Annotated in this window: 10 protein-coding genes; 1 reads left to right on the top strand and 9 read right to left on the bottom strand. The window is 68.0% G+C overall.

All coding sequences use genetic code 11. The features are described from left to right. Positions 1–2 precede the first annotated feature (2 nt). From ACI2JH_RS18370 to ACI2JH_RS18335, 8 genes are all read right to left on the bottom strand, one after another. The gene (locus ACI2JH_RS18370; protein WP_101101233.1) at positions 3–662 is read right to left on the bottom strand and encodes an alpha/beta hydrolase; all 660 of its coding nucleotides are present in this window, start codon (positions 660–662) and stop codon (positions 3–5) included. A 39-nt stretch (positions 663–701) separates the two neighbouring features. Then, positions 702–2,612 carry a glucans biosynthesis glucosyltransferase MdoH gene (gene mdoH / locus ACI2JH_RS18365; RefSeq protein WP_101101235.1) on the bottom strand — a complete coding sequence of 637 codons (1,911 nt, stop codon included), beginning with the start codon at positions 2,610–2,612 and terminating at the stop codon, positions 702–704. 388 nt (positions 2,613–3,000) lie between these two features. Continuing rightward, the gene (locus tag ACI2JH_RS18360; protein ID WP_182657727.1) at positions 3,001–3,174 is read right to left on the bottom strand and encodes a hypothetical protein; all 174 of its coding nucleotides are present in this window, start codon (positions 3,172–3,174) and stop codon (positions 3,001–3,003) included. Between the two features lie 186 nt (positions 3,175–3,360). Next, on the bottom strand, positions 3,361–6,576 hold the full coding sequence (locus ACI2JH_RS18355; protein ID WP_404736882.1) for an error-prone DNA polymerase: 3,216 nt from the start codon (positions 6,574–6,576) through the stop codon (positions 3,361–3,363). Beyond that, positions 6,573–7,991 (bottom strand): DNA polymerase Y family protein, encoded by a 1,419-nt coding sequence (locus tag ACI2JH_RS18350; RefSeq protein ID WP_191769463.1) that lies wholly within the window; start codon positions 7,989–7,991, stop codon positions 6,573–6,575. Before ACI2JH_RS18350 ends, ACI2JH_RS18355 begins: the two co-directional genes overlap by 4 nt. 9 nt (positions 7,992–8,000) lie before the next feature. After that, entirely contained in the window at positions 8,001–8,627 is a 627-nt protein-coding gene (gene imuA, locus ACI2JH_RS18345; protein ID WP_101101239.1) for a translesion DNA synthesis-associated protein ImuA, read from the bottom strand. Position 8,628: 1 nt separating this feature from the next. After that, positions 8,629–9,234 carry a transcriptional repressor LexA gene (gene lexA / locus ACI2JH_RS18340; RefSeq protein ID WP_101101479.1) on the bottom strand — a complete coding sequence of 202 codons (606 nt, stop codon included), beginning with the start codon at positions 9,232–9,234 and terminating at the stop codon, positions 8,629–8,631. Positions 9,235–9,300: 66 nt separating this feature from the next. After that, on the bottom strand, positions 9,301–10,422 hold the full coding sequence (locus ACI2JH_RS18335) for an MFS transporter (protein ID WP_404736889.1): 1,122 nt from the start codon (positions 10,420–10,422) through the stop codon (positions 9,301–9,303). A 164-nt stretch (positions 10,423–10,586) separates the two neighbouring features. Here ACI2JH_RS18335 and ACI2JH_RS18330 point away from each other — a divergent pair, with 164 nt between their 5' ends. Beyond that, on the top strand, positions 10,587–11,531 hold the full coding sequence (locus tag ACI2JH_RS18330) for a LysR family transcriptional regulator (RefSeq protein ID WP_182657475.1): 945 nt from the start codon (positions 10,587–10,589) through the stop codon (positions 11,529–11,531). Between the two features lie 81 nt (positions 11,532–11,612). Here the strand turns inward: ACI2JH_RS18330 and ACI2JH_RS18325 are convergent, their stop codons facing one another. Next, a complete protein-coding gene (locus ACI2JH_RS18325) occupies positions 11,613–12,560 on the bottom strand; it encodes a hypothetical protein (RefSeq protein WP_404736881.1) in 948 nt (315 codons plus the stop codon). Positions 12,561–12,706 lie beyond the last annotated feature (146 nt).

The following is a 12,706-nucleotide window of genomic DNA, read 5'->3' as shown; positions in this document are numbered from 1 at the left end:
GGTCAGCCAGCCTGCAGGCGGGTTTGCAGCCAGTCTGCGAGTGCACTGATCTCTTCGCCACACACCTGGTGGGCCATCGGATAGGACTGCCACTGCACCTCCACGCCCAGCGTGCGCAGCGTGGCGGCGGTGTGTTCGGCCACCTGCAGCGGAATCACCGGATCCTGCGTGCCGTGCGCCATGAACACCGGCACCTGCACGGCGCCATCGATGCGCGCGGCGGTTTCGGCTTCGGGCAGGTAGGTGGACAGCGCGATCAGCCCGGCCAGCGGCGCGGTACGTTGCAGGGCAGCGGTCAGGATCACCGCCCCGCCCTGCGAGAAGCCCGCCAGGAAGATGCGCTCGGCCGGAATGCCACGGTCGATCTCGCGCTGGATCAGCGCATCCAGTTCAACCACCGAGGCACGCACACCGTCCATGTCCGCACGCGAACGGAAGTCCATGCCGACGATGTCGTACCAGCCGCGCATCGGCACGCCGTTGTTGATGGTGATCGGACGTACCGGCGCATGCGGGAAGACGAAGCGCAGCGCCGGCCAGCCCGGACGCACCAGCTCGGGCACGATCGGGGCGAAGTCGTTGCCGTCCGCACCCAGTCCATGCAGCCAGATGACTGCCCATTGCGGCGATGCGCCGGTTTCCTGTTCCACCGTCTGCAGCATGTTGCGGCTCCTCTGTATCGAAGCCGCATTATGCGCGACTCAGTACAGCGGCGGCTTCGACAGCGCTTCGCGGCGCAGCTGCGCGGCACGCACCAGCACGTCCGGCGGGTCGCGTTCTTCCGGGATGTCCATCAGCTTCAACCGGCGCAGCCAGCTGCCCGGACCGCGCGAAGAGGTCAGCGCCACCACCGGGATGGACAGCATCATGCCGATCACCACCGGGGCCATCCAGGCCGCCAGCGCCGGCGAAACCGCCCAGGCCAGCACGCCCATGAAGGCGCCGAACAGGCTCAGGCCACCGTAGGCCTTGACCAGGGCGAACCAGTCCACGCGGCCATCGTCGCGCTGCTGGGCATCCCAGCCCGAATCCTTGCCCGCCAGCACTTCGGCCACGCCGCGCGACTGCACGTACATCACCACCGGGGCCATCAGCGCGGCCAGCACGGTTTCCAGCAGCATGGCGATGAACATCCGCACCGCACCGCCACAGCCGCGGCGGCAGGCCGGCTCAAGCAGGGTGGCCAGGTAGCCGAGGATCTTCGGCATCAGCAGCACGCCCATGGTCACCGCGAACAGCCGCACCACGTGGGTTTCGTCCTGGGTGCGCCAGTAGACACTGGGCGAAAGGTGCAGCACGCCGTTGAGGTCGATACCCTCCTGGAACAGCGGGATGGCGATGCCGATCAGCATCAGCATCGCCCACATCGGGGCGGTGAAATAATGGCCGATGCCGATCAGCATGTGCACCCGGCTGATCCAGTGCAGGCCGCGGCTGCCGACGATCTTGCCGTGCTGCAGGTTGCCCTGGCACCAGCGGCGGTCGCGCACCATCATGTCGGTCAGCGTCGGCGGGCCTTCTTCGTAGCTGCCTTTCAGGTAGGGCACCATGTGCGCGGCCCAGCCACCGCGACGCATCAGCGCCGCTTCCACGAAGTCGTGGCTGAGCACGTGGCCACCGAACGGCTCCTGCCCGGGCAGCGCGGGCAGGCCGGCATTCTCGGCGAAGGCCACGGTGCGGATGATCGCGTTGTGGCCCCAGTAATTGCTCTCCGCGCCGTGCCACCAGGCCACGCCGCGGGCGATCACCGGGCCGTACACGCGGCCGCCGAACTGCTGCATGCGCGAGAACAGCGTGCGGCCGCCGACCACCACCGGCAGGGTCTGGATGATGCCCACGTCCGGGTTGTGTTCCATGCCCGCGGCGAGGCGGACGATGGTGTCGCCGGTCATCAGGCTGTCGGCATCCAGGATCAGCATCTGCGGATAGTCGCCACCGAAACGGCGCACCCAGTCGGCGATGTTGCCGGCCTTGCGCCCGCCGTTGTCGGCGCGGCGGCGATAGAACAGATGGTCGTGCGCATCCAGCGTTTCGCGCAGTTCGGCGAATACCTGCTCTTCGGCATGCGAGATGTCTTCGCGGCGCGTATCGCTGAGCACGTAGAAATCAAAGTTGGCCAGCTGGCCGGTGGCCGCCACCGATTCGTAGATCGCCTGCAGGCCGGCCAGCAGCCGCCGCGGGTCTTCGTTGTAGGTGGGCATCAGCAACGCGGTACGCGTATGCAGCTGCGGCAGCGGCTCGTCCGGGTCGATGCCCAGCCGGTAGCCGCGATCGAACACCGCGGTCAGGAAGCCGGCCACGGCACTGGCGAAGGCCAGCGCGATCCAGCCGAACAGGCCCACGAACAGCACCAGCAGGCAGGCCTCCAGCACGCTGACCCCGTTCGGCGACAGCACCCGCCACATCATCACGGTGGCCGCTGCGGTCATCAGTGCGGTGCCGCCGAACAGGTAGGCACGGCGCAGCCCGATCAGGCGCGGCGAGGTACGGTGGCGGCGGATCTTCAGCTCGCCCCGGTGCAGTTCCTGTTCGGGCATGGGCAGCGGCGAGCCGCCATCGGGCAGCATCGCCAAGCCTGCATCAAGCCGGACGCGGGTGGGGGTCTCAGTCATCCAGGTTACCTCGCGTCAACGCGCAGGCCTGCCGTGCTGCCTGCGCAACACGATCCATCCCACGCTTCCCCGTTCCGCACATCGCGCTTCAGGGCCCGCAACCGATCTCTCTCATTACAGGAGCCCACGAATCGCTCACCCGGTAGATTCAAAAATTGCGCCTCAGTCTAGGTCGCTGCGTGTAAGCCGAGCGCGAAAGGGTCTCGCCGGGGTTTTCCCCCATTCAGGATAGACCGCGACACGCGCCGGCGCACTCCCCCGAAGCCTGATGATAATGATAACAGTTACCATTTGAGAGGGTGGGGCAGGCCGTGCCGTGGCGGCCACGGCATGAAGATTCAATCAGAGGGTGACGACCGTTGCCGTCATCGCCTCCATCACGCGCAGGTCAGCGCGACAGTACGGCCTGGCGTTCGGCGATATCGGCGTCGGCCGCGCGTCGGGCGCGCTCCATCGCCACCGCGATCTGCTGGCGGGCGAGCAGGTGCTGCGCCTGCTGTACTTCCGGGGTCGGCAGCAGCACCGGACCGGGGGTGGTTTCCACTGAAGCGGACTTGCTCATGCATCCTCCAAGGACAATCCGGCGGGCCCGGGCAGCGGGGCACAGGGCCGACGGATTGCGCACGCTACCCTAAAACCGTGACTGTTGCGTGCAGGGCGCAACCCCGCCCGGTAGTGACGGCCGCGCTGTGTCCGGTAGTGACGGCCGCTGGCCGTCAGCAAGGCGGTTGACGGCCAGCGGCCGTCACTACCGGAAGTCGCGCGATGGTGCGTTCAGCCCGGCCAGCAGGTGACTGTAGTCGTGCAGGTCGCCGGCGATCAGGTGGCGCACCCCGTCCACGCACTCCCAGCGCCCGCGCACTCCCAGCAGCCGCGACCCCAGCAGCGCCTTGCGCCGGCGCAGCGCCAGGTGCGACCAGACCACCACGTTGACCATGCCGTGCTCGTCTTCCAGGGTGACGAACACCGTGCCGTTGGCCGTGCCGGGCTTCTGTCGCTGGGTCACCAGCCCGATGGTGTGCACGCCGCGCCCATGCGCGGTGGCGCGCAGCTGGCGCGAGTCCAGCGCGCGCTCCTGCTGCAGCCGCGTGCGCAACAGCGCCAGTGGATGTTCACCCAGTGTCAGCCCGCTGGCACGGTAGTCGGACAGCATTTCCTCGGCCACGTTGGGCGCCGGCAGCACGATGTCCTGCTCGTCCGGACTGCCCTGCAGCAGCGGCATCGCGCGTTCGATGCCGGCCACCGCCCAGCGCGCGGCATTGCGGTTGCCGGCCAGCGCGGCCAGTGCCCCGCCATCGGCCAATACCTGGCGGGCCTTTGCATCCAGCCGTGCACGGCGGCACAGGTCGGCCACATCGGCGAAGGGAGCCTGCGCACGGGCCGCCATCACCGCCCGTGCCGCCGCTTCGCTGCAGCCGGCCAGCTGCCGCAGCCCCAGCCGTATGGCCGGCTGGGTGCGGGCATCGCCGCCTTCCAGGGTGTTGTCCCAATCACTGATGCATACATCCACCGGCAGCACGGCCACGCCGCCCCGCTCGGCGCTGCCACGGCGCGCGTCCTGCACGATCTGGCTGGCCGAATAGAAGCCCATCGGCTGCGCATTGAGCAGCGCGCAGGCAAACGCGGCCGGCTCATGCCGCTTCAGGAAACAGCTGATGTACACCAGCTTGGCGAACGAGGCGGCATGGCTCTGCGGGAAACCATAGGCACCAAAGCCCTTGATCTGTTCGAAGATCTGATCGATGAACTCCGAGCTGTAGTTCTTCTTCTCCATCAATCCGCGGATGCGCTCGCGATGCGGGTTCATGTCACCCCCGCTGCGCCAAGCCGCCATGGAGCGGCGCAGGTGGTCGGCCTCGTGCGGCTCGTAACCGGCATGGATCACCAGCTCCATCACCTGCTCCTGGAACAACGGAATGCCCAGGGTACTTCCGAGGATGTCCTGGATGCCCTCGGACGGGTACGTCACCGCTTCATGGCCCTGGCGGCGGCGCAGGAACGGATGCACCATGCCGCCCTGGATCGGCCCGGGCCGCACGATCGCCACCTGGATCACAAGATCGTAGAACGTGGTGGGCTTCAGGCGCGGCAGCATGCTCATCTGCGCACGCGATTCAATCTGGAACACGCCGACGGTGTCGGCCGCCCGGATCATCGCGAAGGTGGGGGGATCATCGATCGGCAGGCGAGCCAGGTCGATGCGATGGCCGCGATGCTTTTCTATCAGCGCCACTGCCTTGCGGATGCAGGTCAACATGCCCAGCGCCAGGCAATCGACCTTGAGCATCTTCATGGTTTCCAGATCGTCCTTGTCCCACTGGATGATGGTGCGGTCGGCCATCGCGGCGTTCTCCACCGGCACCAACGTGCTCAACGGTGCATCGTTGATCACGAAGCCGCCCACGTGCTGGGACAGATGCCGAGGATGGTCGCGCAACTGCTCGGTCACCGCCATCACCTGCTGCAGCAGCGGATTTTCCGCATCGAAACCGGCCTCGGCCAGTCGCTGCTGCATCGGGGTTTCGCCATTGCCCCAACCGAAGCATTCGGCCAGCAGCGCCACCTGGTCCGACGGAAGCCCGAACGCCTTGGCCACGTCGCGCACTGCGCTTTTCCCACGGTAACGGATCACCGTGGCGGCCAGCGCCGCGCGTTCGCGCCCGTATTTTCCATACACGTACTGCAGCACTTCCTCGCGCCGTTCGTGTTCGAAGTCCACGTCGATGTCCGGCGGCTCGTCGCGTTCCTTGGACAGGAAGCGCGCCATCAACAAGCGGCTTTCGGCCGGGTTGACCACGGTGATGCCCAATGCGAAGCACACCGCCGAGTTCGCCGATGACCCCCGTCCCTGGCACAGGATGTCGCGTGAACGCGCGAAGCGCACGATGTCTTCCACGGTGAGGAAGAAGGCTTCGTACTTCATGTCGGCGATCAGCGCCAGCTCACTGTCGATCTGCATGGCCACCGCGTCCGGCACGCCTTCCGGCCAGCGCTCGCGCATGCCGCGCAGGGTCAGCTCGCGCAGCCAGCTGCTGGGCGTATGTCCATCGGGCACCAGCTCGGCCGGATACTGGTAGCGCACCTCGTCAAGCCGGAACCGGCAGCGTCGGGCAAGCACCACGGCGGTGTGCAGCAGCGCATGCGGATGGATGTTGCCCAGTGCACGCCGGGTGCGCAGGTGATGTTCGCCATTGCGGAACAGGAACGCACCGCATTCTGCCAGCGGCAGCCCGTGGCGGATCGCGGTCATGGTGTCCTGCAGGACGCGGCGGCGGCGCACGTCCATGTGTACGTCACCGCAGGCCAGTGCGTCGATGCCCAGCTGCGTGGCCAGCGCCAGCAGCTGGGCCAGGCGTGCGGCATCGTCGCGTTCGCGGTGCAGGTGCACGGCCAGCCAGGTGCGCTGCACGAATACCTGCTGCATCCAGACTGCCTGCGCGGCATCAGGCTGTGCACCCGGCACCCACAGCGCAAACAGGCCAAGCCCTTCACCGGACGCATCGCCCAGCACCCGTTCCACGTCCTGCCGGGCCAGCCGGTAACTGCCCTTGCCTGCCGCACGCCGCCCGGTGGTGATCAGTTCGCACAGGCGCACGTAGCCGCTTTGGTTCTCCACCAGCAGCACCAGCTTCAGCCCGCACTCCAGCACGAACTCGCTGCCGACGATCAGCGGCACGCCGGTGGCCCGCGAGGCTTCCAGCGCGCGCACGATCCCGGCCAACGAGCACTCATCGGTGATCGCCAGGGCTTCGTAGCCGCACTGGTGCGCACGCGTGAACAGTTCTTCGGCACTGGCCGCGCCGCGCAGGAACGAGAAATCAGACAGGCAGTGCAACTCGGCATACGCCGGCAGCGTGTCTTCATGCTGTACATCGTCGTTGGCCGCGGCCAGTCGCTCGCGGGTTTCCCACGCACGCGGCATGCGCTTGCACGGGGCATCATCACGTTCTTCGATACGGCTCATGCGAACCAGCCGTGCAGCATCCAGTCGCCCTGCTGGCCCGGCATGGCGAAGGCCCAGGCCTGCTGGCCCTGCGAAGTCTCCAGCACGTAATAGTCACGCCGTGCTTCCTGGCCATCCCACCAACCGCTTTCCAGCCGCTCCGGACCGGACACGATGCGCGCGCGCGGATCGCGCAGCGGCACCGGCGTGGGCAGCAGCCAACACGGACGCGGTGGACGCAGCGGGGCTTCGGCAATGGCCATGCCATCGCCTTCCACGCGCTGCCACGCACGCTCCGGGCGCGGGTCACCGGCCGGCCCCACGCGATAGACCGAGCCATCACCGAGCCGCGCACGCAGGCGTTCGCGCAGCTGCGGCCACGGCAGCTGCTGCTGGTTGCGGGTATCGAACAGATCGCGGCTGGCCGGCACGAAGGTCGGCAGTTCACGTGCCAGCAGGCGCACGGCGACCACCGGCTGGTCGATGCTGGCGCGCTCCAACCGGTTGCGGGTGAGCTCGAACAGCAGCGTGGCATCGCGTTCGGCGGCCAGCAGGCCCACCTCCACGTCGGTATGGCCTTCTTCGTGTTCCAACCGCAGCACGAAGCGCTGCACGCCGCCATCGCGGATCGACAGGCAGGTACACAGATCGCCGATCAGACGACGCAACGGGAACAGCAGGGCCATGTGGTTTTCCACCTCATAGCCCAGCTCCACCCGCGAATCGAAATGGTCCGGCGGCGCATACCAGGCCAACGGCTCATCGGCCTGGCCGTACAGCCGGTCCAGGTGTTCCAGCAGCGGCAATCCGAAGCGCCGGCGCAGGCCATCGCGCGGCAGCGCACGCAGCGCCTGCAGGCTGCCGATGCCCATCTGCTGCAGCCGCGTGCCGCCGTCATCGGGCAGCCGCGCACGGCGCACCGGAACGCGGTCCAGCAGCGCCTGCATCGCCGCGATGTCCTGCACATCCAGGCCATCGCGGATGCCGGCCAGCACCATCGCCGCACGCGGCGTCGGCGCCAGCGCGATGCGGTGCTGGAAGCCCAGTGCCTGCAGTTCCTCGCGCAGGCGCGCCTGCAGCACCGGCCACGGGCCCAGCAGCTGGAAGCTGGCGCGCACTTCCAGCACGATGCAGCCCGGCCACTGCGCGCTCACCAGCGAGCTGTGCCGGTATGCCCAGGCAGCCAGGAAGCGCTGCCAGCGCGCATCGGACTGGGCATCGTGTTCCACCATCTGGAAGTCCGGCAGCAGCGCCAGCGCAGCCGTCAGCCGCATGCCGGCCTGCAGCCCCGCCTGCGCGGCGGCGGCATTCACCGCATGCAGGGTGCGCAGCTGCACCGCCCCGCCGACCAACGCCAGCGGCGTATCCGGATCAGGGTGGCGGCGAAGGACGGCATCCAGCGCCAGCTGCGGCAGCAGTACACAGGCCCAGAGCATCGGCGTATCTCACCCGGCCCTCAACGCGAATGCCTGCGACGGCGCAGGGCCGCCACGGCACTTGCGCACCTGCCACTGGGTGGCCTGGCCGTCACGCACCGCCTCCAGGCGCAGCGCGGCCGGCGATGGATTGGCCGCATGCTTGCGGTCACGCAGGGCAAAGCCGAGGCACTGGCCGGTATCTGCGGCCACCTGCAGCCGGCGCAGCGCCTGGGCATCGGCCTGTTTCGGCCAGCCCAGCACTGCCGCGCAGGCGCCACTGCGCAGGCACTGTTCGAACGCCCACAGCGCATCGCGCGGGGCCGCGTCGATCAACTGCAGATGCTGCAGGGACACCCCGGCCGCCTGCCACGCCGGTGCATACGGCAGGTAGGGCGGGGCGATCACCGCCACCGCCGCGCCAGCCTGGCTGAGCCGCGCCAGCGTGGGCAGCAGCAGCTGCAGTTCGCCCACGCCATCGGCGGGCAGCAGCAGCTCGGTCAGCGCGCGACGCGGCCAGCCGCGCTGCGGCAGCAATCCATCCAGTGCCGGATGCCCGGTGGACTGGCCTTCCACGCCCTCCTTCGCACTGCCCCGTCCCGCATGCCAGAGGGTCTGGGCGGACAGCAGCTGCTGCAGTTCGGGCGCGGTGTTCATCTCAGCCCTGCCGGACCAGGCCGCAGTAAACGCCTTCCACGGCGAAGTCCTGGCCAGCCTCGACCACGATCGGCGCATGCGCCGGATTGCGCGGCAGCAGGCGCACGCCATCGGTGGTCTGCTGCAGGCGTTTGATGGTGAGCTCGCCATCGATGCGCGCCACCACGGTCTGGCCGTCGCGGGCACTGGGGGTACGGTGCACGCCGACCAGGTCACCATCGAGGATGCCGTCGTCGATCATCGAATCGCCCTGCACTTTCAGCAGGTAATCCGGACGCGGGGAGAACATCCGCCGGTCCAGCCACAGTTGCTGGTCCAGGCCGATATCCGCGCCGATCGGCTGGCCGGCCGCCACCCGGCCCAGCACCGCCAGCGGCAGCAGCTCGGTCGGGCCACCGGGCAGGGCCAGCCCGCGCTTGCGGCCCGGCGCCTGGTCCAGCAGGCCGGCTTCGACCAGCGCCTGCACGTGTTTCTGCGCGGCATTGCGCGAAGCGAAACCGAAGGCGGCGGCGATGTCGGCCAGGCTGGGCGACTGGCCCGAAGCCAGTGACTGGCGCAGCCAGGCCAGCACGGCCGCACGTTGGGGAGGGAGGTCGATGGGATCCATGGTGTACATTTGTACACCCCCGCTTTCAGAAAAGCGACCTCGGCCATGTTCAGCGAGAACGGCTTTTTACCGCCTCACCCACAGCGCCAGTGCACTGGTCGCGCAGGCCAGCAGCACCACCGCATGCCAGCCCCCCTGGGCCAGCGCCATGGCGCCCGAGCCACCGCCTGCGGCCATGCCCACGAACACGCCGGTGAACAGCAGGGCATTCAGGCGGCTGCGCGCCTGCGGCTGCAGACCGTAGACCAGCGTCTGGTGTGACACCAGCGCGGCCTGGAAACCGAAGTCGAAGATCACCGCACTCACCGCCAGCAGCACCAGCTGCAGCGACACCGGGAACAGGCCATCCAGCAGCAGGCTGGCAAAGCCCAGCAGGGCGATGCCAATGGCCAGCCGGGCCACCCGCTGGGTACCGATGCGGTCGGAAAAACGCCCGGCCAGCGGCGCGGCCAGTGCACCGGCCGCGCCGGCGATTCCGAATGCCCCGGCGCCCGCACTGCCGATGCCGAAGCGGGCATGCAGCATCAACGCCAGCGTCGACCAGAACGCACTGAAGCCCATTGCCAACAGTGCCTGGGCCAGTACCGCACGGCGCAGCGGCGGCAACTGCATCCACAACCCGCCCATTGAACGCAGCAGCGCGCCATAGCCCAGCGTGGTGGTGGGCGCAAAGCGCGGCAGCGTGGCACGCAGCAGCAGCCCCATCAGCACCACCGACACTGCGGCGGCGATGAACATCGCGCGCCAGCCGAACTGTTCGGCCACCACGCCACTGACCACGCGTGACAGCAGGATGCCCAGCAGCAGGCCGGTCATTACCTTGCCAACCAGCGCACCGCGGTGTTCCGGCGGTGCCAAGGTGGCGGCGGCGGGCACCACATCCTGCGCCACGGTGGCCATCAGGCCGACCAGCAGGCTGGCCAGCAGCACCCCGGGCAGCTGCCCAGCCAGGCCGGCGGCCAGCAGCGCTGCGCCCAGCAGCAATGATTTGACCAGGATGATGCGCCGGCGTTCGAAGCGGTCACCGAGCGGGGCCAGCAACGCAATGCCGGCCGCATAGCCGAGCTGGGTCAGGGTCGGCACCAAGCCGATGGACGCGTCGCTGGCACCCAGCGAAGCCCCCATCGCGCCCAGCATCGGCTGGGCGTAGTACAGCGAGGCCACGCTGAAGCCAGCGCCGGCGGCCATGACCGGAACCAACAGGCCGGGCAAGGCGGGCGGCGGTAGTGGCAGGGTTGCGTCATGCGCAGTAGACATGGGAGGAGCCTTGTTGGTGTGATGGCGCGCAGTTTCCTCCTGCCAGGGCGGCCGGTGTAGTAGGCTCGGCCGCATCAGCCCCATACGTACTGCGCATGAGCCATTCTTCCGCCCCCGCCAATGCAGACCGCATCGACCTGCTGCGCACCTTCGTGCGCATCGTGGATGCCGGCAGCCTGTCCGCCGCAGCCGTACAACTGGGCACCACCCAGCCGACCATCAGCCGCCGCCTGCAGGCATTGGAAAAGCATTTCGGCCTGCGCCTGCTGCAGCGCTCCACCCATGGCATGCAGCTCACCCACGATGGCGAACGCTGCCTGCAGCATGCACGTGAGCTGCTGGAAAGCTGGGAAGGCATCGAACAGGACCTGCGCGGTGCCGCACAGCAGCCCAGTGGACGCCTGCGCGTGCTGGTGCCGCATGCGTTCGGGCAAGGCCAGCTGATGGCGCCGATGCTGGCCTTCCTGCGCCGCTACCCGCAGATCAGCCTGGAATGGCGCCTGCACGATGGCCTGTCCGACCTGGTCGCCGAAGGCATCGACTGCGCCATCCGCGTAGGCCCGCTGGAACAGCAGGACGTGGTGGCCGTGCAGGTAGCCGAGGTTCCCCGGATCGTGGTGTGCGCCGCGTCGAGCGCGCCCGATCCGCTGCCCACCACGCCCGCCGCGCTGGCAACGCTGCCGTGGGTGTCCCTGACCAATTTCTATCGTGAAAGCGTGCAGCTGCAGCGCTGCCAGGGCGCCGGCATCGGCAAGACCCAGGAGCGCATCGCGATCCAGCCCCGCCTGCTCACCGACAACCTGTTCGTGCTGCACCAGGCGGTCTGCAATGGAATCGGCGTGGGCATCGGATCGGCCTGGATGATGACCGAAGAGCTGCGCAGCGGTCGGCTGGTGCAGCTGCTGCCCGGCTGGGAAGCCGCGCCATTGCCGGTGCACCTGGTGTTCCCGGCCGGACGCCACCGGCCCGCACGCCTGCAGCTGTTCCTGGATGCGATACGCGAAAGCATCCCGGGCATTGAAGGGATGCGGGTGCGCTGACTTGTTCGACGTGTGAACCCGGCCTCGACCGCGAAGTGCGGCATGGACTCCCGGTAACCCCGCGCCATGCTCGGCGAAACCTCAGCCCTCCAGCAGACCGCGCATCTTCTTCATTGCCTGCTCAAGCTGATGCGCCTCGCCGTCCTCTTCAACGTTGTGCCACAACAACGCAGGAAAATCGGCAAACGTGCATTGCATTCCCGTCAGGCAGATGTCATCCAGCATCACCGACCCTTCGCCGCACGCAAGACCGCGCTGGCAGGCAATCACCTGCATCGCGTAGAAGTCGAATACGTCGAATGCCATCCCTTCATATCCCGGCAATGACTGCCCGCCCCTGCCCATCTGGAACAGCAGCGCCCCCATCTCGGCGATCGCCGCTGCATCGCCGCTGGCAATGACGCGGTCCAACAGTTCTGCCGCAACTTGTGGATCGCGTTGCGCCTCATACAGCGTGTTGCGGATGGTCGCCGTCAGATCCCCCGCCTCGGCGGCACGATCGCGCCAGAGTCGCCCGAAGGCACGCAGGTCACTGCTCCAGGTACTCAGTACTTCGCACTGCGCTTCCAGCCTCTGCCCAGCGCTGCGATACGCTGCCGCTGCTTCGGGGCGGTGCATTTCCAGGTTGGCCGATGCTCCATCCAGCGTGTGCTGGATCCCCTGCCTGCCGTGTCCCATGCCCGCACAACGTGCACTGGTGAAGGCTATCTCGCGCATGGCGGCGGCATCCCCGCCATCGGCAGCGGTTTTCACGGCCCATAGGCGATGGACTTCGGACAGCCCGCGGGTCACCTGCGGCGGCTGCGTTCCAGACAGCGCGGCACGTTGCCCGGCAGAACCGGGAGTTGCGGATACCCCGGTGAAATCCTGCACCGGTGCGGCCTCGTCACCGCTACGTGACAACCCCCCTCCAACTGCTGCCAGCAGCGCCACCGCAGCGACAAGCGCCGCCCTTGATCGTGATCCTGCGCCGCGTTCCACCACGCCTGCGCGCCTCCCTGCGTCCTGTTCGGTGACCGATGCTAGCATCGGTGCACCATCATCAAGGCAGAACCAAATGGGAAGTTTCAGCATCTGGCACGGGTTGATCCTGCTGGTCCTGTTCTGCATACCGGCAGGCATCGCGTTGCTGGTGTGGCTGATCGTGCGTTACTCACAGAAGCGCGCATCTGCCA

It is taken from the genome of Stenotrophomonas sp. NPDC078853 (genome assembly GCF_044901215.1).
Taxonomy (GTDB): domain Bacteria; phylum Pseudomonadota; class Gammaproteobacteria; order Xanthomonadales; family Xanthomonadaceae; genus Stenotrophomonas; species Stenotrophomonas lacuserhaii.
The sequence above is the reverse complement of the archived record's forward strand: the minus strand, read 5'-3'. Positions and strand labels throughout refer to the sequence as shown.

What these genes read in the sequence shown, in the direction of transcription:
- ACI2JH_RS18355 (WP_404736882.1), bottom strand. Translation starts at nt 6,576, where the DNA reads ATGAGCCGTATCGAAGAACGTGATGATGCCCCGTGCAAGCGCATGCCG.
- ACI2JH_RS18360 (WP_182657727.1), bottom strand. Translation starts at nt 3,174, where the DNA reads ATGAGCAAGTCCGCTTCAGTGGAAACCACCCCCGGTCCGGTGCTGCTG.
- imuA (WP_101101239.1), bottom strand. Translation starts at nt 8,627, where the DNA reads ATGAACACCGCGCCCGAACTGCAGCAGCTGCTGTCCGCCCAGACCCTC.
- ACI2JH_RS18330 (WP_182657475.1), top strand. Translation starts at nt 10,587, where the DNA reads ATGAGCCATTCTTCCGCCCCCGCCAATGCAGACCGCATCGACCTGCTG.
- lexA (WP_101101479.1), bottom strand. Translation starts at nt 9,234, where the DNA reads ATGGATCCCATCGACCTCCCTCCCCAACGTGCGGCCGTGCTGGCCTGG.
- ACI2JH_RS18325 (WP_404736881.1), bottom strand. Translation starts at nt 12,560, where the DNA reads ATGCTAGCATCGGTCACCGAACAGGACGCAGGGAGGCGCGCAGGCGTG.
- ACI2JH_RS18335 (WP_404736889.1), bottom strand. Translation starts at nt 10,422, where the DNA reads ATGGCCGCCGGCGCTGGCTTCAGCGTGGCCTCGCTGTACTACGCCCAG.
- ACI2JH_RS18370 (WP_101101233.1), bottom strand. Translation starts at nt 662, where the DNA reads ATGCTGCAGACGGTGGAACAGGAAACCGGCGCATCGCCGCAATGGGCA.
- ACI2JH_RS18350 (WP_191769463.1), bottom strand. Translation starts at nt 7,991, where the DNA reads ATGCTCTGGGCCTGTGTACTGCTGCCGCAGCTGGCGCTGGATGCCGTC.
- mdoH (WP_101101235.1), bottom strand. Translation starts at nt 2,612, where the DNA reads ATGACTGAGACCCCCACCCGCGTCCGGCTTGATGCAGGCTTGGCGATG.